Source organism: Desulfatiglans sp., from assembly GCA_012513605.1.
Lineage (GTDB): Bacteria > Desulfobacterota > DSM-4660 > Desulfatiglandales > HGW-15 > JAAZBV01.
This window is the reverse complement of record JAAZBV010000069.1, coordinates 32,046-53,121: the sequence shown is the minus strand read 5'-3', so window position 1 is coordinate 53,121 and position 21,076 is coordinate 32,046. Positions and strand designations below refer to the sequence as shown.

16 protein-coding genes are annotated in these 21,076 nt (G+C 40.8%); 9 read left to right on the top strand and 7 right to left on the bottom strand.

All coding sequences use genetic code 11. The features are described from left to right. Positions 1 to 4 precede the first annotated feature (4 nt). From GX654_08790 to GX654_08780, 3 genes are all read left to right on the top strand, one after another. Positions 5 to 478 (top strand): isoprenylcysteine carboxylmethyltransferase family protein, encoded by a 474-nt coding sequence (locus GX654_08790; protein NLD36952.1) that lies wholly within the window; start codon positions 5 to 7, stop codon positions 476 to 478. Positions 479 to 545: 67 nt separating this feature from the next. Next, the gene (locus GX654_08785; GenBank protein ID NLD36951.1) at positions 546 to 788 is read left to right on the top strand and encodes an Arc family DNA-binding protein; all 243 of its coding nucleotides are present in this window, start codon (positions 546 to 548) and stop codon (positions 786 to 788) included. Then, entirely contained in the window at positions 785 to 1,192 is a 408-nt protein-coding gene (locus tag GX654_08780; GenBank protein NLD36950.1) for a type II toxin-antitoxin system VapC family toxin, read from the top strand. The genes GX654_08785 and GX654_08780 overlap by 4 nt, the downstream gene beginning before the upstream one ends. Before the next feature lie 7 nt (positions 1,193 to 1,199). Here GX654_08780 and GX654_08775 read toward each other — a convergent pair whose 3' ends face one another. After that, entirely contained in the window at positions 1,200 to 1,550 is a 351-nt protein-coding gene (locus GX654_08775; GenBank protein NLD36949.1) for a helix-turn-helix transcriptional regulator, read from the bottom strand. Positions 1,551 to 1,799: 249 nt separating this feature from the next. Here GX654_08775 and GX654_08770 point away from each other — a divergent pair, with 249 nt between their 5' ends. The 5 genes from GX654_08770 (at position 1,800) to GX654_08750 (ending at position 12,394) form a co-directional block, all read left to right on the top strand. Continuing rightward, positions 1,800 to 2,972, top strand: a complete 1,173-nt coding sequence (locus GX654_08770; GenBank protein NLD36948.1) for a hypothetical protein — start codon at positions 1,800 to 1,802, stop codon at positions 2,970 to 2,972. Positions 2,973 to 3,017: 45 nt separating this feature from the next. Further along, entirely contained in the window at positions 3,018 to 8,261 is a 5,244-nt protein-coding gene (locus tag GX654_08765; protein ID NLD36947.1) for a hypothetical protein, read from the top strand. A gap of 744 nt (positions 8,262 to 9,005) precedes the next feature. Next, positions 9,006 to 9,287, top strand: coding sequence for a hypothetical protein (locus tag GX654_08760; GenBank protein ID NLD36946.1), 282 nt, complete (start codon positions 9,006 to 9,008; stop codon positions 9,285 to 9,287). Between the two features lie 4 nt (positions 9,288 to 9,291). After that, positions 9,292 to 9,771 carry a hypothetical protein gene (locus GX654_08755; protein NLD36945.1) on the top strand — a complete coding sequence of 160 codons (480 nt, stop codon included), beginning with the start codon at positions 9,292 to 9,294 and terminating at the stop codon, positions 9,769 to 9,771. A gap of 1,075 nt (positions 9,772 to 10,846) precedes the next feature. Further along, on the top strand, positions 10,847 to 12,394 hold the full coding sequence (locus GX654_08750) for a hypothetical protein (protein NLD36944.1): 1,548 nt from the start codon (positions 10,847 to 10,849) through the stop codon (positions 12,392 to 12,394). Between the two features lie 267 nt (positions 12,395 to 12,661). On the opposite strand, the gene GX654_08745 is transcribed toward GX654_08750, so the two are convergent. Both GX654_08745 and GX654_08740 read right to left on the bottom strand, forming a co-directional pair. Then, entirely contained in the window at positions 12,662 to 14,707 is a 2,046-nt protein-coding gene (locus GX654_08745; protein ID NLD36943.1) for an aldehyde:ferredoxin oxidoreductase, read from the bottom strand. 10 nt (positions 14,708 to 14,717) lie between these two features. Next, a complete protein-coding gene (locus GX654_08740) occupies positions 14,718 to 15,515 on the bottom strand; it encodes a 4Fe-4S dicluster domain-containing protein (protein NLD36942.1) in 798 nt (265 codons plus the stop codon). A gap of 342 nt (positions 15,516 to 15,857) precedes the next feature. Between GX654_08740 and GX654_08735 the strand changes: the two genes are divergently transcribed. Beyond that, on the top strand, positions 15,858 to 17,102 hold the full coding sequence (locus tag GX654_08735; GenBank protein ID NLD36941.1) for a hypothetical protein: 1,245 nt from the start codon (positions 15,858 to 15,860) through the stop codon (positions 17,100 to 17,102). Here the strand turns inward: GX654_08735 and GX654_08730 are convergent. Genes GX654_08730 through GX654_08715 form a run of 4 tightly spaced genes read right to left on the bottom strand, consistent with a single transcriptional unit; the run spans position 17,099 to position 21,043 of the window. Beyond that, complete coding sequence (locus GX654_08730) at positions 17,099 to 19,105, bottom strand: LysM peptidoglycan-binding domain-containing protein (protein ID NLD36940.1); 2,007 nt, start codon at positions 19,103 to 19,105, stop codon at positions 17,099 to 17,101. The two genes, GX654_08735 and GX654_08730, sit on opposite strands and share 4 nt — an antisense overlap. A 45-nt stretch (positions 19,106 to 19,150) precedes the next feature. After that, positions 19,151 to 19,549: a cyclic nucleotide-binding domain-containing protein gene (locus GX654_08725; protein NLD36939.1), complete on the bottom strand. Its 399-nt coding sequence runs from the start codon at positions 19,547 to 19,549 to the stop codon at positions 19,151 to 19,153. Between the two features lie 16 nt (positions 19,550 to 19,565). Further along, positions 19,566 to 20,351 (bottom strand): cyclic nucleotide-binding domain-containing protein, encoded by a 786-nt coding sequence (locus tag GX654_08720; protein ID NLD36938.1) that lies wholly within the window; start codon positions 20,349 to 20,351, stop codon positions 19,566 to 19,568. A 50-nt stretch (positions 20,352 to 20,401) separates the two neighbouring features. Then, the gene (locus tag GX654_08715; GenBank protein NLD36937.1) at positions 20,402 to 21,043 is read right to left on the bottom strand and encodes a tetratricopeptide repeat protein; all 642 of its coding nucleotides are present in this window, start codon (positions 21,041 to 21,043) and stop codon (positions 20,402 to 20,404) included. Positions 21,044 to 21,076 lie beyond the last annotated feature (33 nt).

Sequence of the window (21,076 nt, the reverse complement as noted above, 5' to 3'; positions counted from 1 at the left end):
CCTCATGAAAAAAATGACCCCCTGGGGTGTCGGCCCCAAAATCATGTTCCCCGGATATGCCGTTTTGGTTTTATTATCCTGGCTGCCCCTGAGGTTAAATATCTCAGAGATTTTACATGTCCCAAAAATCTTCCTGATAATTGCTGCAATTATCCTGATCGGTATCGGTATCCTTATGCTGGCAACAGGCAACGCAGAGATAAAAAAGGCACTGAAGGCGGACAGGCTTATTACAACAGGATTATACTCGCGAATACGAAATCCCATGTATGCCTCTCACATATTTTTTATTATGCCGGGGGTCTGCCTTTTAATAAATAACGCTATGGTTTTTCTTTCTATTATCTTCACATATATTATTTTCCTGATCCTTATCCCCAAAGAGGAAAAGGACCTGAAAGAAAATTTCGGTTTAGAATATTTGAGATATAAGGCCAGAACTGGCAGGCTGTTGCCTAGATTTACTATTAAAGATTAGGAAGTTGACATCAAACTACAATGGTTGCATAATGGTTGCATATTGAAACCAATAAAGAGGTGAAAATATGGCAACCGTAACAGTCAAGAATATCCCGGATGAACTTTACGACCGGCTTAAGTCAGTTGCAGAAATAAACCGGCGGTCTCTCAACAGCGAAATAATAGTATGTATTGAAAATGCTGTCTCAAGTCACATTATAGATTTTGATGAGATGCTTAAAAATGTTCGTATGCTCCGCCAATTGACCTCCGGATATCTGATCAGTGATGAAGCATTTAACCAGGCAAAAACAGAGGGTCGACCATGATTGTTGTTGATACAAATGTTATCGGTTATCTCTTCCTGTCAAGTGACCAGTCTGTTTTTGCAGAACGAGCGCTCAAAAAAGACTTTGAGTGGGCTGCCCCTATTCTATGGCGTAGTGAATTTCGTAATGTACTTGCCCTTTATATGCGAAAGAACATCATAAAATTGGAACAGGCCAAGGTCATTATGAATAGTGCATTAAAGCTTCTAAAGGGTCGGGAATATGAGGCTCCATCCGGTGAGGTGTTAAGGCTTGCCTCAGAATCCAGATGCTCTGCTTATGATTGTGAATTTATCGCTGTTGCAAAGGATATTAATCTTCCCCTTGTAACTGTTGATAAACAACTTTTACAGGAGTTCTCTTCAGTAGCTGTATCTTTGAGAGAATTCAGCGAAAATATTTAAAATCATATCATTTGGATTTGCCCAGCCAACTAAAAACATCTTTTAAAACCTTATGCGCTAAAGAAATCTCGTTTTTATTATATGATCTAAGGAACGCATTAATTTTTGCGATCTCTCTCTCACAGGTTTTATCTAATTTCTTGCCGGTCCCAAAATCAAAAAAATCCTTCAGTGCAACACCAAGGGCAGTGGCTATTTTATCCATTGTTTTTAATGATGGGAAGGCTACTCCTCTTTCCATCCTTGAGATTGTCTCAACGCTTACATTCACTTCCTCTGCCAGTTGTGCCTGTGTTGCTTTTTTATGTAAGCGAAACTCTGTAATCTTACTCCCGATCATTTTTTCCAGATCAGCCATAAATAGCCTCCTGAAACGCACAATAGACAAAAAATATCTTTCTAAACAGGATGCTATTTGTCTTTTTAAATTAATAATTGACAAATATATTCTTGTAATACTATATGGGTATAAAATTGCTTAAGTGGGTTATATTTAGAAATTGCTTTTAATGTTATTCACTGGTAATGAAGTTATTCAATGGTAGATTTACAAAGCTTTATGTGAAAAAGTAATAGATTAATCAATAGGTACGGAGAAAAAGAACATATGAAAAAACTTTTGTATTTATTTCTGATTCTTATGTTTTTCATTACATTTGATTGCTATGCAGAAGAGACACTTCCCGGAAGTGAGACAATTGAAATGCCATCAGGGCCATTTGAATCTGAGGTAACTACCAGATTTGAACCCGACCCAAATGATATCGATGGCGATGGCATTTCAAATACTGATGAAGAGAAGTATGGTACAGACCCAAACGACCCGGATTCAGAAAACGATGGTTTCACCGATCTCTGGGAAATAACAAATGGAACAGATCCGAATATTTCCAATTCTACTGGTTATCTTGAGGCCATTGACCTTGAAACAGGTAACAAGGTTGACCGGCCATCAGAAGAGTTGAATGATTCAAATGAACTGCCTGAAGATATTAATAAGACAGTACCGGAAAATATAGATACAATCCCTCCGCAACTTGATGCCGACCTCGACCTTACTCCACCTTATCTGGATGATGAAACTGAAAACACAAGTAATACGAAACAGAATGACCTTTCAGAAAACACAGAAGATGCAGGGTTAAACAGAACCTCTACAGGGGCTGATTTAACACCTATTTTTATGCTGCTCCTTTTAAATGATGGGGATGGTGATGGTATGGATGACGACTGGGAAATAAGGTATTTTGGCACCCTTACATATGGAGCTGAAGAGGATTTTGATACTGATAACCTCTCGAATCTAGGGGAGTACAACAACCATACCGATCCCAACGACCATGACACAGATGACGACGGGTTGACGGATGGCTTCGAGGTATTGAACGGATTAAACCCAACTAACGCAGACTCGGATGGTGATTCAATGGGCGATGGTTTGGAGATTACCTATGGCTTTAATCCGCTTGTTAATGACGCATATGGCGATATTGATAATGATGATCTTCCTAATTTCTGGGAGGTAAACTCAGGGACAAACCCGATAGTCTATGACAGAAACAGCGACCCTGATTTAGACCTCTATACCAATTATATCGAGTACATTGCTGAGACCAATCCTATAAGCTCAAACTCAACACCTGCCCCAGGGCAATACAATAAATATGACATACTAGGCCGGTTAACCAGTACCGCAGTTATCGCAGATTACCAGATAACATATGAGATGTACTATGAATACGATGTTGTAGGAAATCGTGTGAATAAGACAATACGTTAGAATTGATACTATATTTCTCAGTTATAGGACGATAAGGAAACAGCCATGAAACAAACCATCAGAAAAATAATAAATTCTTCGATTTACATATTTTTATTCTCCATCGTCACATTAATGAGCTTATCTGCATACGCCTCAGAACCAGGCTGGCAGATAGTCACTGCAACGCAGCCTGTTAGTCCAGTGGAAGCAAGGGCAATTCTAGAGCAAAAAGATGTAAAAGAAATAACCCTGCCATTTAAAAAAGAGAATATACTCCTTATGTCAATGGGCGATGGGTTGACCACATCTGAAACCCAGGCTACCCCTCAAATTGTAGAACTTGCCAGGGGTTTACAGCATGACCCCAAGCTTATCTTTGATTATGTGAAGAATCACATAGATTATGTCCCCTCATTTGGCTCTGTTAATGGCGCTACAGCAACACTTCTTGCAAGAAGGGGAAATGATTTTGATCAGGCCTCACTATTAATTGCATTGGTGAGAACTTCTGGGTTTACAGCTGATTATGTTTCAGGTGATGTAACATACTCTGTTTCTGACCTGGCAGCATGGCTTGGAACTGATTCTAATCCAGGTGTAATTGCCCAGGTATTTGCCAATGGCGGCATTCCAGTATCATACAGCAGTAACTCGGTCACTATAATGCGAGTCTGGGTTCGGGTAAATATTAATGGCACCAATTATGTCTTTGACCCTGCTTTCAGAAAGAACAATTACGATACAGGCATCGATCTGGCCTCGGCAATGGGATACAATAAGACTGCCCTACTAAGTGCTTCCGCTGCCGGTGCTACAATCGGAGCTGATTATATACAGAATTTGAATCAAAGTAATATTCAGGCAACTCTTCAAAGCTATAGCAACAATCTTGTTAATTACATCAGGAGTAATAAACCTAATTCTGAAATCAGAGAGATAATAGGCGGCCCAAAGGGTATATATGAGGAGCTTGAAACATACCCTACGACCCTTCCATTTCAAACAAATATTGCCAATCAAACAGTTTTTTCAACTATCCCTGATACCTATCGGCTCAAGATAAGGGTGCAGCATCAGGGGATTGACCGTGCCTTTTCAAGTTTTGAGATTGCAGGTAAAAGGGTAACGATATTCTTTACAGGAGCGAGCAATGCACCTCAACTCAAGGTGGAAGGCGAATTGGTCGCCACAGGGAATGCTACAACTGTTGGAACAGTATATAATTTAGTTGTCACAGCAAACCACCCTTATGCATCGAGTGGCGGGACTTATTGTGACCAGTCAGAAACGTTTCATCTGAAAAGCGGCGGTGCATATGCTCTGGCATGTGATTTTGAAAACGTGTCAAATGAGTTAATGCAGGAACGTAACAAGACACTTACTGAGAATAAAGTAACAGGCACGCCTGAGTCTGAAACAGTTCTTGGAGAATCACTCAATATAATGGCAATGACCTGGCTTAATGAGTGCAGCCTTGTAGAGAAAATGATGGGGGAACTGGCTGGAGTAATCCCTGTAAGGCAGCATAAAATAGGAATAATGGCCCAGGAAGAAGGGTATTATATTGATGTAAAAATGGGGTATGTTACACCCTCTTCAGAACATGGTAATAGTAGTGAAGTTTTTCAATGGTTTTTTGCAATAGGTGGTTTCTCAAGCGCATTTGAACATGGAATCCTGCAACAGTTACAGGGGATAGATAAAATCGGAGCATCAACTGTAAAACTCCTCCAACTTTCAAATGCAAACAATAAGAAAAGCTTTTATGTAACCAGCAGCAATTTTTCTACCATTACCCCCCAATTACAGAATTATCAATCAACTAAAATTACCGAAATTCAAGGCCTCGTTAATGCCGGCTTTAAATTTATATTACCACAGGATGCCAATATTGTATTAAACGAATGGACTGGCCTGGGGTATATCCAGTATTACCATTCAGGAAACAGCGGGTCAGTAGGGATGATTATCTCCGGTGATTATAATGGCGGATATTCTAGTGTTTCTGAACCAGTAAATGTTGATGAAGTATACTACCAAACCTCTCTTTCAGTGGCAAATATCAGCACACAAGCCCAGTTGAACCCCCCTACAAGTAATGACCCAGTAGATATGCTTTCAGGGGCTTTTCTGTCCAGTAATACAGATATCTCATTAGGTGCATCAGGCACAATGGGGTTGGGATTGACCCGTTCATATAACAGCAGTTCAAATTATAAGGATGGCGTCCTGGGAAGAGGTTGGTCTCATAACTATGATGTGTTTCTCGAAACACACTCTGATGGAAACCCCGGTTTAGGCAGAAGAACACCAATTGATTCGGCATCGGCTATTGTTTCTTTATTTGTAGCAAATGACCTGATGGAGACTCAAGACAGCCTGATTAACTGGCTAACGATTTCACAGATACAAAAATGGATGGTTGACCAACTTATTGATAATGTAGTTACAGTCCATATGGGGAGTAAAACACTTGATTTTGTGAAACTCGCGGATGGGACATATAACTCCCCTCCGAATACGACTGTGAAACTGGTTGAAGGTACAACCTTCAGGTTGGAAGACCGCTTTGACATGAATATAAACTTCAATACAGATAAAAAGATTAGTTCAATCGTTGATGCGGACAATAACTCTCTGACATTCCAGTATTCAGGAGACAAGTTACAAACTGTCAGGGATACCTTTCAAAGGTCATTAACCTTAACATATGATGGTGATTTCCTTGATACTGTTACAGATTCCACAGGTAGGTCAGTATCATATGACTACACCAATGGTAATCTGACTGGTTTCAGAGACCTTGAGAATAAGCTGTGGCAATATGGATACGATACCAAAAACAGGATTACAACCCTTACCAACCCCCTGAATATAATAACTGTAACCAATACATATGATGAGCTTGACAGGGTTAAAACCCAGACAGTCCCAAGAAAGATTAATGGCAGTATAGTTAACAGGACATACAACCTGTATTTTTCAGGTTACAGAAATATAGAAGAGGATACAGAAGGTAACCAGGCGGTTTATTATTTTGATGATAAGGGGAGAACCGTAAGTTTTAAAAATGCCATAGGTAACAGGAGTTACTCTGAATACGATGGACAAAACCATGTTGTTAAAACGACTGACCCGAGGGGAAATGAGGCAGAGTTTATATATGATGGCAATCATAATCTTGTAAAGGCTGTAGGCCCTTTATCAGGAATAGAATATGACTCTAAATATACATATGATACGGAATTCCAGCTTACAGATACTTATCTGACTATGAATGATGTCATACAGAGAAACCTTTCTCACCTTGACTATGACTCTGAACATCGCCTTGAAAAAACTACCACATATCCTGAAACAGGAAAGGAGATTCATAGAGATATAACCTATTATCCAAACGGGCTTACAAATACAACATCAGATGGCAAAGGGATTATAACCACATTAACATATGATCCATTCGGAAACCCTGATACCTCCAAAGTGGATACAGAACCTATTGTAGATTACACATACAACTCAAGAGGCTGGATGACAGACCTGAATGATCAGGCTGGTTCACATACAGGCTTTACCTATAACAACAGGGGGCAAATCTTAACCAGGACAGATCCTCTAAGTAAGGCAACTGGCTACACCTATTATGATGATGGGAGCCTTCATACCATCACAGACCGGAAAAACAATACTATCTCATACAGCTACACTCCCAGCGGTAAGATGGATACAATCACCTATCAGGATGCTTCAACTGTGAGTTTCCAGTATGATTCACGTGATAACCTGTACAGGATGCAGGATTCCATTGGTACAACCACATACAATGAGTATGATGCAGCAAGTAGGCTCAGGAGATTTACAGATGCACAGGGGTTTGAGATTGCTTACAATTACGATAATGCAGGGAACCTCACCACATTGACCTATCCGGGCAATAAGACAGTCACCTACACCTATGATGAACTGAACCGGCTTGAGACAGTTACCATCAACTTTGTAACTGGCACCCCGGCGAGCACATTTTATTATGATGCTTCAGGGCGTCTTGACCAGATAGACCAGTTTAATGGGACGAAGGTTTATTATGGGTATGATAATGCGGACAGGTTAGCTGATCTGGAGAATGAAAAAGGCGATACAACACCCTTAGCCACCTATCATTTTACCCTGGATAACAATGGCAACAGGACACATATAGCGAAAAATGAGCCTTTAACATTCGACCCAAGCGCCCAAACCATTAACTATACATACAACAGCCAGAAGAACAGGCTGCTAACCGCAGGGGCAGACACCTTCACCCATGATGACGAAGGGCAGTTGTCAGCAAAAAACAGCACGACATACACCTTTGATTATGAGCACAGGCTTAAGACCATAGGGAGTACCATACAGTACTTTTACGATGGTATGGGAAACAGGGTAAGGGCTGTAAGAAATGGTGTTACTACAAAATATATCTATGATGCCAGAGGCAACCTGCTTGCAGGGGCTGATGCAAATAATGTAATCCAGAGGTATTACATATATGGTAATGGCTTAATGGCGATGGTAACTGCAACAGGAGAATTATATTGCTATCATTATAATGCAACAGGAAGCACAATTGCCATAACAGACAGCAGCCAGAATATAGTAAACAAGTACGCATATACACCCTTTGGAGAAATAGGAAATGAACAGGAAACCTTTGTGCAACCGTTCAAGTATGTAGGGCAGTATGGTGTTATGTCAGAACCTAATGGTCTCTTCTATATGAAAGCCCGCTATTATGATCCGACACTGGGAAGGTTTATATCAGAAGACCCCCTGGGGTTCGGGGGTGGGGATGTAAATCTATATGTGTATGTGAACAACAACCCGGTGTTGTTGATTGATCCAGAAGGAGAAGCAGCAATTTTAGGTGCTGTTTTTGGGGCGATTGGAGGTTCCGCTGCTGATCTTATGTTTCAAGCGGCATCGAATATAGCACAGGGTGAAAGTGCTTTTTCAGATATTAATTTGAAATCTGTGTTTATTTCTAGTGGGGTTGGGGCAGTATCCGGTGCTATAGGGTATGGGGCTTTTACTCAAGGTAGTAAAGCAATTAAAGCTTATAAAGCATATAGTGTCGCTTCAAAAAATTTAAAAGCAAGGGAAATTGCTATGGCGGCAGGAAAGTACCGCAATCCCATTGCCACAGCTATGCAAGTTTCCAATAGAAATGCTGCATTAGGTGAAATAGCTACTGCTGTTGGAAGAGGAACTTTGTTCCCCACAGCTAAATTCGCATATAACCAGTTGACATCTTCTAATAATAGTAAATAAGAATCATTTAGCTAAAACTAAAATAAAGGATTTTCAGATGGGAGCTCTAACCATAATTTGTATAATTTGGATCTTGCTAATTTCATGGATAGAAATACGAAAAAACAAGAAAAGAGGTGTATATTTTATAGCATTTATTCTTGTATGTGCAGTGCTCGCTAGCTTTAGTAATCGACTTGGTTTTGATGGAGAAATCGTTGCGCTAATTTTTGCTGTAATTGTTGGAGTAATCTATTTTATTAAGACAAGAGAAACGAGAAATTAAAAATATAAGACATAATTTAGATTAAAGAATAAGGGATATATGGAGGCAGTAGAGCTAAATAATGTGTAAAGTACCTTTTTTATATTTCTTTGTTGTAATCATGTCTATGTTAGTCGGACTAGGCATAGGATTCTTTATGTTGTATGTTGGCAAATTTAAGACTTACATTGAAGAGAAAAGTAATAATGAAAATAAATTTTTTAAGGCGATAGATATAATATGGAGGGTTACCCTCCCTTTTATTTTTTTATTATTTTTTTTAATCATACCTGGTCAAATTATATATCTGTGGATTAATGTTTTATGCGAAATGAAAATATCTCGTTTTATAACTATTTATTTATTCTGTTTTATTTTTATTTTTATTCTAGTTATGATTGTACTAATTAAAACAGGCAAAATAAAGAAATCCTGAGAGCTCTGCGGGTATCAGCTTGGAAAATCGTTGTACTCCAGCCTCTTTGATCGGAAGGACATTATTGGGTACAGCATCAACATCTTTAATGGGAGGTGATATATCTGATGTCGCGAATGCTGATGTATCTGGCACCATTTCTGCTTTTGTAGGAGCAGGTGTAGGGAATATCGTAACTACAATTTCAAAAACCGGAATACAAGCAGCGGTGCGTACAGGAATAACAACTGGAGTGGTAGATTCTATTTTGATGGTTTCAGACCCGGTATTTGCAGATGTAAAAAACAATCCTTCTTCAAATAAAAGCAGTTTTTCTGGAACGAACAATTCTTCAAGTGGTAAATAAATATATGCAATTCAATGTTAATGAAAAACTGATACGAAAAAGTCGTGGGAATTACCGCGGTAACTATCTAACACCATTTGCTTGGGTTGGCGGGACATGGTATCTAACAAATATTCGGCTTCATTTTGAATCAAATGCTTTTAATATTGAAACGCTAGACGAATCTATTCCCCTTGAAAGCATTAATTCAATAAATATGAAACATCCTGATTTCATATCTTCTAAATTGACCATTTTATTGCATAACAACTCTTTAATTGAATTGCATGTACCTGAGCGGAAGGCATGGGTTACTGATATTGCAAATGAAATAAAAAAAATAAAAAATGAAGTAGAAGAGGGCTCGGATCTATATTCAATAATCAATAATAAAATAGTGGAAAAACCTAAAGGGTGGTTAATTAAAGAAACTATCCAAATCGCCATTGTAGCTGTATGTGTAAGTGTAATTTGTCTTTTATTTTATAAATTGCTGACTAATTAAAGGTTGCACCCCTCAATGCTTATACGATGGTATTGGAAACAGGGTAAGGGTTGTAAAAAATGAAAACAAATTATATCTTAAAACCAATTTTCATATTCGGATATACACTTATTGGCATAGCTATCCTAGGAATGACTATGCATTTTTTATTACGAGTCGATATTAGGTATACTATTGAATTTCAAGTTTTCATATTATTATCTTCTTTGTTTCATTCCTTTATTGGATTAGGAATTGTTTTTCAAAAAAGATGGGGATTTTATCTGATGAAATTATATTTGAGTTTATTATATTTGGGCTTCCCGGTTGGTACATATATATCCAAAAAACTTAAACAATATATCGATGAGAATAATATAGAAAATTATTTTAAAGGTAGTTAAGAAAACTAAATGGGTTTAGTCTTACATTCGCGGAGATACAAGGATTATTTGTTAAAACTGCTGGATATGCTTTTGGAAAGGATTCAGGATCATGCAAAACGAAATAGTACCATTGATAATTTTTATTTCGACCGGTGTGCTATGGTTTTTTACTGCGCTTCAATTCAATTGTGTGCGTAATCATTTCTTGAAGAAGTGTCCAGATGAGGCTAAACGATATGTCACACCTCCCACATATGGGAGCCAAAGAACTTTACGTTTCTTTTTCGTAAGGAGTCCATAGCCTTACTTCGACAACATAATGACCTTTGGAAGTTACGGCAGCAAGCAGTTATCCTTATTATTGCATCGGTTATATGGCCAATCGGTTGCGTGGTGTTATTAGGAATTGTTTTGTCTTTCAGTTGATAGAGTAATTATCGTTCGAGGTTTTTTAACTATTTTTGAGGCTTAAATAATCAGAAAAATAGGCTGTTGTCCGCAGTAGCAGGACATAGTGACACTGGAGTTGTTGCCGCATCACCTATTTGAAAATGGTTCTAGGCTACGATTATTTTAACGATAATGATTAAAAATGAAATTATTAGAACAACCGCAACCTTTAGAAAAAATGAAAAGTCACCATTATCATTACGACCAGGTGACTAACCATTAAATCTTGATAATGTCTCTATTAAAAAAAGGAACCTGGAATGACAAAAACAATCCAAATAATAATCTTCATGTCTTTAATATTTTTACCATATGTTACTAATGCAGAAGATCTGCCCAAGTTTTTTGGTTTTGTGGAAGAGGAAATTTTTTTCCCTAATAAAATAGGCGAATGGAAATTACATAAAAATATAAAAGATGAGAATTTCTTTCTGCTTCAATGGGAAAATCTACCCAAACATGAAATCACTTTAAAATATCTTGACGCTACACCCAATACAATACAGTCTGTATATCAGGGAATCGCCGAAGAGATTGATAAAAGCATTAAAGAAGTCGGGGGAAATATACTCACCCTGAAAGAGTTTTTTGCTGTTATCCTTATCAGTGACACACAATCCGATCATTCGGTAAATCTGTTATATGGTACTCCTGAAGGAGCATATTTTTGGAAATACAAAGTACCCAATACATTTGCGACAAATATTGATAGTTATATTACCGCTATTACATCAGCAGCCAGAGAACATCAATATAAGGTGGCTTTAAAATATGGTAATGTTGTTATGGGAAGATGGGGAGGACCTATTCATGAATTTGCCAAATTGCTTGCAAGCAAAAATGATCCAAGGGTTATAGATGTATACAGAAATTTATTACAGACCAGCCCATCAAATTATGATGCTCAAATAGAATATTCCTCGATAATAAAAAATAGTGAGGAGGCAATTCAGTGTGCCAAAATAGTCGAAAGAGATGCAGAGGAAGAAAAACTCCTGAATGCTTCTGCTAAAATATTAAACAAAGACATTCCTACAATCTCCTCATACCAGGTCTTAAATCAGAATGAAAAAGGGCTAAAGGTTATACTCATCCCCTTAGAACCGTGCAATCCTTGGTTTCTTGATGAAATAGCTATTACATACGAGAAGATCACATCAATTCCTGTTGTTATAAGAAGGTTGCCTGTCAATTGGACTCCGCCTGAATCATCGAGGTCTACCTATAGACCCTATCTGGAAAAAATTGCCTCAAATATATGGAAAACAAAATCTGATTTTAATGACTGGTCGTTATCAAAACTAAAAGAGGAAATAATGAAAAAAGCAAAAGAGGAAGGCCCCCAGGCTGTAACCTCCATAAATCAAATTTTCAATAAAATGGATGAGGAAGGTTACCAATGGGAAGCAGACCCTATTATGAGTTGGCTTTCATTATCAATTTCTCCTTATTTTTCAAAAGATCCATATACAATGGTAGTGGGAATCACAGAACTGGATATTTATTCAGGAGAAACCAATTTTGTATTTAGCCTGTATGGCGGACACAAAGACTCTCCTGTAAGCATCTTATCATATGCTAAAATGAGAGCAAAACTCACAGGGGAAAACCAGTCCAGAAGACGTTTGGTGGAACGTGCTGCAAAAGAGCTTGTGCCCGCAAGTCTTAAAAAATTAAACATCCAAAGATCTATAGACCCATCTTGCCCTTATTCGTATTCAGGTGGCTTACAACGTCTGGATGAAAAAACATTAAACCTTTCCGATACAGTAAAGGAAGAAATTGAAAGAATTAAAAAACAATATTAAACCTGCAGGAAGAGGCTGATGGAAATAATAACATTGCCAGGTATTACATAAATGGGATTGGGCTATCCTCATTTTTGGAATATTGGTTTTTAAAAGATATGTTAATGATAAGGAAACTATACTTAATATCCTTTAGCAATGGCTCGATATTAGAAAAACAATTGAAGAATAACTATAAGACACTCTTCTCAACATCAGTTAATAACTATAGGTGGGGAGAGGTTCCCCCCGCCTATAGTCAAATCTGAATTAAAAAATTTAAATCGTTTACCCCAGCTTGCCCCTCTTCTTTAACAGCTCTGCAACATTTTTTAGCCCCATGCCTTCAAGGGTTTTGCGTGTCGGGTAGCCGTTTTCAGGGTTATAACCTTCGAACTTGTAGAACTTTGTCTTCCACTCTTCAAACTTTTTCCTGTCAATCTTTCTACCGGCGCCACTATTATAGTTCCATTCTCCATTTATGTACATGGGCATGTCACTTCCCCTTGAAGGCTGGTCATATATGTAATCGGGGAATACCTCCATGTCCCTGTGTCTGCCCTGCAGCACCCAGATGGCCCTGTCAAGGGTATAGATTTTATGTCCGATCTCCATCCCATCTGCAAATGAGAGGTTCTGGCCCGTTACCGCGTTCCAGAATCTTGGCTCCGCTTCCGGCGTGGGGCCTCTCCTGTCTTCAGTGGTGCAGGTAATGCACATGGGCCATCGCCAGCCGCAGAAACCGCCCGCCCCGATCCAGAATTTTTCATAATGCTTAACCCATGCAACCGATTTGACCTTGCTCTCGGAGTACATCCTTTCTTCACTGTAATCCGCCATGAATATGTCTCCGTTGTAAGGCGCCATGGCATCGGTATAAAGCCTGGCTGCCTGCTCGGCTGTCAGAAAGGGATCACCCGTCCACGCCATCCAGTGCAGGGGATAATCGGACATCATGTGCAGCATAAGATCGCGTTCTCCCAAAAGGGATCCATACCCCCATTCCACCTCGATCCTGGCATCGTAGTGGTCGGAAGTGCCCCAGTAAGTCAGAGGAAGCACGCCCTTATGAAGGTCTTCCTCAAGCAGCCCGTATTTTTTGGCGAATCTCGCGGCGCCTTCTGCAAGATCGTTGCCTATTCCTTTGCGCGATGCCATTGCCTCCATAAGCATGTCAGGGAAACTTTCTGAGTCCCACTGATCGAGAGGGAGATCGCATTCGATCATTTTGCCTTTTCCCACCAGACCCCTGTCATAAAGATTCTTAAGGTAGTTTTTTGTCGGTATAAGCTGCCAGTGACCGAAACCATATTTTTGCATCAGGTCATTGTTTCTGCGCGTCTTCTTCTGATCTCCGCCGGCCCCTAAACTTCCGAAGGTCATTGTCCCGCCGCAAACGGATTCATTGCTGTCAGAACTTGCAGTTCGCATGCGGCAGCCCCGCGGGCACGAAGCGCAGGCGGCAGCCCTGGCAGGAACAAGAGGAACCTGTCCGTTGGTGGTGTTCGCGCCGCTGGGAGCGCCTGCCGACACCCTGTACATTCCGGAAAGAAACCGGTTGCCCTCACGAGGGTTGTCTACATTCCACTGAAATTTGTTAAACCACAGACGCGTATCCATAAATGCCTTGGGATCGGCAATGGGCACACTCCCCGTTCCTATGGCGCTAATGGCCTTGAGATTCTTTGAACCGAATACCCCTCCGAAACCGCACAATGCAGCCTGTGAACCTGGTCCCTGAAGCAGGCAGCCAAGACGGCTTTTATTTTCGCCAGCGGGGCCGCAGCACACCACGGCCGGCACCTGAGTAGAGTAATCATCATCACTTACCTCAGCCCATTCGCCATGCCTGAGAGAGGGCATTACCCTTCTTGCAATCTCCTGTTGGGTGTCCCATGTATCCATGCCCCATATTCCATTGGCATCCTCAATGACCACCTTGTCATTAATAATATTTATCCAGCAGGGTTTATCTGCCGCTCCTTCAACAACAACACCGTCCCATCCGGCAAATTTCAACTGGGCCGTAAAGCGGCCTCCAAAGTTGCTGTGCCCGAACCATTCTATCGGATAAAGCATTGGGCTTAGCCCCTGTACGTCACACCTTCCTGAGCCAGGCATAAAGGTGCCTGAAAAGGGTGATGTTATCATCATGATCAGATTTCTTGGATCAAATGCATCAAATGGCAACTGATCACCTACAAGATCAAAGAATATTGCCGATCCTATTCCATGGCCGCCCCCAAATGCCAGATATTTTTCTGTCGAAAGTGTGCTGACCGTTTTATCGGTCAGGTTTACCCTTGCTATTTTACCTGTATATCCGCCTTTCATATCTTACCTCCTATTCCTTTGATTCAGGTTTGGGTTTGCTGAAGAAGGGCTTTGGCTTTGCATTCTTCATCATGGGTGGCACGATCCTGCTGTCATCCACAAGCCCCAGGTTCAGGTAGTTATCATTGCGCAGGTTCACATTATACCCCTCTGTCTCCTTCTGATCAGGGGTCTCATAAACAACCTTTAAAGCCTGCATGGGGCATGCTGATACACATGCCTGCTTGCCATTTGGCCCCCCTTTTTCATTCCAAAAGGGGATGTCAATACAGAGGTCACACTTTGAGGACTTTTCAGCGATATGATTCCATACAGTCCTGTGCGGCTGCTGCGGACACATCTCAAGGCAGGTCTTGCAGCCTATGCACTCCTCCTCATTGATCCTCCTCACATTGCCGTTTTCCGTGTCTATGTATGCTGCGCCAACAGGGCAGTTTATAACACAGGGAGGTGTTACGCACTGGCGGCATACCGCAATCTTTATATCGTCCGGGAATTTGCCAAATGAATCCTGGATTATCTGGATGCGTGACAAAGAGAGGTTCTGAACCCCGTAATGGGTCAATGAACAGGCCAGCATGCATGTGGTGCAGCCCATGCATTTCTTGCTGTCATAGACCAGGTAGGCCTTTGATTCCGGGTAGGAGGCCGCCTCTTTTTCAGCAGCAGTTGCCGTCATTCCCACCGGGGTTGCTGCGAGCAGGACATCAGCGGCCACAACAGTCCCGCTGATGGCAAGGAAATCCCGTCTTGTGAATTTCTTCTGTTCCGGCGCTTCTTTTCTGTCAGAGTCTATTTTTTTCGACATAAGATAACTCCTTGGTATAAAAAAGGTTGATTGAGGTGGTGTATTTCAAAGGAATATAAAACAGAGAGGCACAGAAAAGCAAATATTATTCATGCAACTTTTAAATCAATTTTTTAAGGTGATTTATAATCAATATTTCTAGATAATTCAATATGTTATTCATGGATTATCCCTGCCTGAAAAATCTTGACAGAAAGGTCTCTTCCTAATATATTGCACCATCTGTTTCATAAAGTGCGATCATCCGGGCAGGATTATTGCATTAGGCAAATACAGACAGTAGCTTTTTCACTTACTCATTAAGACTTAATACACAGGCGGTACCGGGAAATAGTTGATTTTATGAACAGGCTTCTTTCTCATATATCTCAAAAGGCGTTTCGGGGACTTTTTTTTTCAGGCCTGATACTTCTTTTCTTTTCTCCATTTATCGAGGCAAAAGCGGCTGCAACACAACAGGTTAATGAACAGATATCATGGCTGAACTCCTTTTCTGACGAAGATCTTCAGGAGCTGATGAAGAGTTACCTTGGTATACAATACAAATACGGCGGAGCAACAATAAAGGGTTTTGACTGCTCCGGTTTTGTAAAAGAGATCTACAGTAAATACTTCAGCATTGATCTGCCGCACCAGTCATCACAGCAGTCTTCATTGCCCGAATTTTCCCCGGTTTCTCTGGATGCCCTTCGCACTGGCGATCTTATCTTTTTTTCAATGAGTGGCAAAAAAAAGCGGATCAACCATGTAGGTATATACCTGTCCAATGGTGAATTCATTCATGCAGGCAGGAGCACCGGCATTGCAATATCTTCATTGAATACCTCGTACTGGCGCACAAAGGTGGTCAGCTCAAAACGCCTATCTGATAGAGATAAATATAGTCCGGGTGATTTCTTCATAGGTATGGAATGGGTTATCAACTCAGAAGATGTAAATCTTTCGTTCATGAATAATGAGAGGCTTCATAACCTTTCAGGATCAGGTCTGGATGGTTACACAGAATACAGCGATATCATTAATATATATAATACTATGGAGTTCGGGTTTACCAGGGAATCTCATTCCAGCCTGACCAGTTTCAGCTATTTTAGAAGCGCCTTTTTATATGACAGGGATATGCCTGATGGCGCATATTACATGGATTATAAGGGCATAAGGGACGAGATCAGGCCTGAATATACCCAGGGGCTTAAGATTTCAGGGCGTTTTGATGTGAACGACAATATGTCCATTATCCCATCTCTCTCATATTTTGACTACAGTTCTGAGATAGAGAGGTATAACCTTCCAAGGGTGGCCCTTGACCTGAACTACAGGCTCTTCTCTTCATCGGACAAATGGTCTATGACAGGCGGGTTGCACATGCCTCTTCAGAAATACTCGTTTCCAGGCCATGAAGTGGAGGCATTTGACAACACTGTAGGTCTTTCATTGACCTATCAGCAGAAACTCACAGACAATATGTCCTTCTCTATTAGCGGCAGCAACTTCAGTGACAGCTTCCAGGGATTTATGCAGTATCCATCATCAGTCTCAAGCAATGAAGACCGGAACTTCAACTTCAGGTTTAAAATCAATTATTAGTTAATGCCGGTTCCATTCCCTATCTTTGATACAACCGGCACTATCAGCTTTTGCCGGGATGCAAGACGGCTGAAGTCTGTTTCCGGGTTGTACTTTTTTAAAAGCCAGAAAGGGATCTCAAATTTTTCTTTGCACAAAGACCACAGATTATCTCCCCCCCTTATTATGTATTCATCTGTCCTATCAACCTTATAGGATGCAAAAAAATCCTCTTCTAACTCTTTGTGATATTCATACCTTTTTTCCTCAAAGGTCTCTTTTGAAACATTGTTGAGGGGTATCTTTATTTTCTGGCCAACACGTATATTAGCTGATGCGGAAAACCCGTTAAGAGTCCGGATATTCTGACTGCTTGTCTGGAGCCAGCTTGCATAGCGGCCAAGGCTTTCTTCAGGCTCTACCTGTATTGTGCCGACAGATTTACCATTAACAAGCATGACCTTTTTTACATTAAAATCGCCAGTTACTATGGCCGGGTTTATTAATACAGTCTCCTCAATAGAGTCAGGGGGAGGAAGAGCAACAATTTCAGCCCCTTCAATGCCGGGTAAAATTGGGGTGTCAGCTTTTCCTGCAGATGAAGGAGATACTGACTTGCCAGTATCGGAGGATTTCTTTACCGGCTCTTGCTTTAAAACGGGTTCTTTCTTAACAGATGCAGCCGCAATCTTCTCCCCGGCCACAGGTATTCTCAGGTTCTGCCCTATATAAATTGCTGCCCTTGAATTGAGCTGGTTTGCATTTATAAGGTCCTGAAGCCTGACATTATGTTTCCTTGCTATCTTATTGGCGGTATCACCTTTTTTTACCTGGTAAAAGTGGCTGGGTTTCTGACTGCCCTTTAAAAGCTGTGCCGGTATTTTTAAAGAGGCCTGCATCTCCTTTGATACTGAATCAGGGGGTAGATGAATAGTGCATCCCTTTGGAATGTATTTCTGATTTAAATATATTGGCTCTCGGAATGCAGGGTTTAATCCCCTGAGGACTCTCACTGAAAGATTGAAATGTCTGGCAAGATCCTCTATATCTATATTACCTGGGGCCTCCAAATTTATTCTTTTTATGGGCCTGTCAAAATTTAACTCTCCAAAATATTTCCTGTGATTTTTCGCCACCTCGCGTGCAGCAAGAAACTCTGCATAAAAATTCCGGGAGGCAAAGCCAAATGAGCGGCTCTTATAGTTGTTAAATATTTTTTCGTAGTTACCCTGCTCCTTAACGGCCCTCTGCATGCCCTGCGGACCGTGGTTATAAGCTGTGAGCGCCACTGGCCATGAACCAAGGGTTTTATAATTTTCTTTTAAAAATTTTGCTGCTGCATGTGTCGCGAGTATAGGGTCACGTCGTTCATCAACAGCATAATCTATCTTCAGGAATCTTTTCCCTGTTGCATTGGTGAATTGCCAGATGCCAGCTGCCCCGGCCTTGCTGTATGCCTGATAATCAAATGAAGACTCAACATGGGGAAGGTATGCCAGATCTTCCGGCATGGCGTGGCTCTTTAATATTTGCTTTATCTCATCTATATATGACCCGGAACGTATTACACCGGCCATGAAACGGTCTTTCTGACCAAGCTGGGCGCGCACATTATCATGTGCCTCTTTGAGAAGATGTTTCAGGTTATTTTCAGAAAAGAGCCCGTGAATGCGTTTTTCTTCTTCTGATGATGCCTTATGGCCTGATGCAAGCCTTTTAAGCATATCTGAATAATGCTCTTTTTTTTTGTCTACAATATTTTTGTTGTATTTCTGTGCCCCTGGTTCATCCTTGCCTTTAATATTAATTATCTCATATATAAGGGAGAGGTGCCTCTTATCATGGATAATCACCTGAGATGTGGTGCATTCAGAATAAACCTTTTTCCAGAATTCAATATTTGGTTTTATGCTCTCATAAACAGGAAAGAGTTCATCCCCATTCTCGGCAGCAACTGTATTGCCGATAGATAAAAATATGACCAGGCTGAAAAGGACTAGACCTCTCTTGATGAAGCAATTCATGATGTAAAAACCCCTTTATCTGAGTAAAACGATGTCCTGAAATAGCTATTCTGTGGCAAGTCTTACTGCTTTCTGTGTGGTGATTGTAAGTCTCTGTATGAGAGATGAGATAAGGCTTTTCAGCCTTGGGGATATGGACTCGTACTCTTTTAACAGGAGTGCTGTATCCAACAGCCCTACCCTTGTCCTTGTTTCTGCAACTATGGATACATTCCTTGTTACCCCCTGACCTGCCTGCCAGAGGGTGGCTTCGCCAAATATTTCCCCTTCAGTGAGCGGTGCAATAGTTATCTGCCCCTTGAGCGACATCTTTTTTATCTTTACAAGCCCTTCAAGGATTATATAGACCCAGTCACCCCTGCTCCCTTCTTTGATAATTGCCTCGCCCTTTTCGTATTCCTCTTCCTGGGTAATATAGGGGTATAAATACTTTTCAATTGACATAACACGATTCCTTTCATCAGGGCATCAGGAAAAAGCCCAGGTTTTTTGCCGAGTGCTCGGAGAGTTCAATAAATGAGACCCCCAGAATACGTATATCATGGAATTTACCCTCTTTGATACTCACGAGTCTGCATGAAAACTCTATGTTTCTATTATTAGGGAGTGTAGTTGAAATAAGAAATTCTTCTCCAACCCTGTATGGGAAAACAGGGCTTAATACTGGCCTTATTTCAAGACCTGCTCCACCGAGGCTGATATCCCTTATCAACCCCTTCAATGTGCTCTTTGAACTTGAATAAAGGGGAGTACAGAGAAAAGGCAGATTTACCCTCTTCCTGTAATAACGCCTTTTTGTCGCCCAGGGGTCAGCCTCTCTCTGATGTCCTCTTCTCTTTATCTTCTGGTCAGTGAGTTTTACTACAATCTTATTCATCCTTCCAATATGTGTGAGTGTCTGATCTGCCAGGTACCTTATTACCGGGGGCATCTGTTCATATTCCATTTTTAATAGCTTCGGATGCCACACCTCCACCAGGGTATCATCAAGCGCCCTTGCGGATGAAGACCTTCGTTCCATCATATTTTTATCATTAAGAAAGATCGTCTCCCCTATAACAGCGCCAGGCCCTATGGTGGCAAGCGGAATAACAGCATCATTTGCTTCAGTAAATATAATTACCGATCCCTCAATTATCTTATAAATGGATACCCCATAATCACCCTCTTTTATTATAAGGTCACCCTTTTTATATTTAAGGCGGACTACGGCCAGATCATCATCTTTGGTTTCGTTGCTGTTCATATCAGACTATTAAACCCCTGTTAAATTTAAATGCTTTATCAATACCTTTTTCAGCAGAGGGCATCTACCAGAATCTTTACCCTTTCTGCCTCGGGCGCATATGGCGCCAGCTCAAGAAATCTTTTAAGCGCCTTTTCTGCATCTGCCGGATGTCCGAGACGCACATAGGCGTAACCCGCATAAAAATACGCATATGCATTATCCGGGTCAATCTTGATAGCCTTTTCCAGCTCTTTTATAGCCTTTTTGGGTTCCCCTGTCTCAAGATAATATGCCCCCTGGTAAACATGTATATCTGCCGGGTCAGCCTTGGCTGCCTTTGCCTCCTCCAGGCTCTGAAGCGCCTCAGGATATTTTTTAAGTTCAAGGCATATACGCGTTATCATGATTTCAAGCCTGCCGTTATTATGGGGGATCTCCTTTTTTGAATCCTTGATACCCTTGAAAACGTTAAGTGCATCTTCGTACTTTTTTTGCATATAAAGGGACAATCCGAGGTAATAGCCAGCCTCTATATTGCCGGGATCGCTCTTCAGATTGTCCCGAAGCACCTGCTCTGCCTTGCTGAACTCATAGGCATTAAACAATTCTATCCCCTTTTCAGTCTGAGCATACAATGACACCTTGAAGAACAGCATCACTGTTAAGACTCCCAGCAATAACCATTTGGTTTGGATTGTTTTTTTTGCCATAATACCTCCATGTTTTCAGGTTGATAAAGCTAA